The sequence below is a fragment of the Yersinia sp. 2542 StPb PI genome (assembly GCF_048593855.1).
Taxonomy (GTDB): domain Bacteria; phylum Pseudomonadota; class Gammaproteobacteria; order Enterobacterales; family Enterobacteriaceae; genus Yersinia; species Yersinia enterocolitica_E.
The window spans coordinates 1-743 of record NZ_JAZGQA010000455.1 but is presented as its reverse complement, the minus strand read 5'-3'; the positions used below and the strand labels follow the sequence as shown (position 1 = coordinate 743).

Sequence of the window (743 nt, the reverse complement as noted above, 5' to 3'; positions counted from 1 at the left end):
AAAGTTGAATTGTTTTAATAAAAATAGATGCTTTTATTAATTATTCAAACAAATACGGATTGATGGTTATACGACTGTGTTGCATTAATAGTGGTAAGTCAGCAAATAGTGAGTACTTATCTTCATCACAGACTTTATCTATCAAAATCCCAATCAATTTAGTGCAAATTTAGCCCGATGAGAGCGAATGGGATATAGCAGGCTTTGTCGCATTAAGGCGCTGTTAGGTAACATGCTGTTTTTTTTTGTGATGTTACCTGCCCATGTCTCTGATCCGAAACGCCCTCTGTCGCCTGCATTATCCCGTCGATATTATTGCTCAGTGTGTCCGCTGGTATTGAGCTGCTACAGATAATCCGCAAAGGACAACTTCATCATCCTACTGGTGACGGATTGTCACCGGCAGAACAATTTTATCTGTTGGCGGCTTGAAAAATAGGCAGTGCTATTTTGCCGACCTCGCTCTGTTAATGCGACAAACCTACAAATATGGAGTAGTTTAATTTTCACGGCAAACTTAAACCAGAGCTAAACGAATGGGGGATTTACATATTTCGTATGAATAATCTGGGTAGCAATATTTTTAGTGAGATAATTACAATTAAAATCAACGGTATTTCTTACCTGATAAGGAGTATCATCGCGGCAGAAAAATTACGTTAATGATGCAATCCAAACTCGAAAAATTAAAAATATAACATCCAAGATTACAATAACAAAAAAATAGAAAGAATTACCAATCA

The 743-nt window shown here is 36.6% G+C and carries 2 pseudogenes; both read left to right on the top strand.

The annotated features are described in order from the left end of the window. Positions 1 to 263: 263 nt before the first annotated feature. A pseudogene (locus V1952_RS22255) lies at positions 264 to 338 on the top strand (IS6 family transposase); the annotation flags it as partial. After that, positions 331 to 432 (top strand): annotated as a pseudogene (locus tag V1952_RS22250) (IS6 family transposase); the annotation flags it as partial. The pseudogenes V1952_RS22255 and V1952_RS22250, both read left to right, overlap by 8 nt. Positions 433 to 743 lie beyond the last annotated feature (311 nt).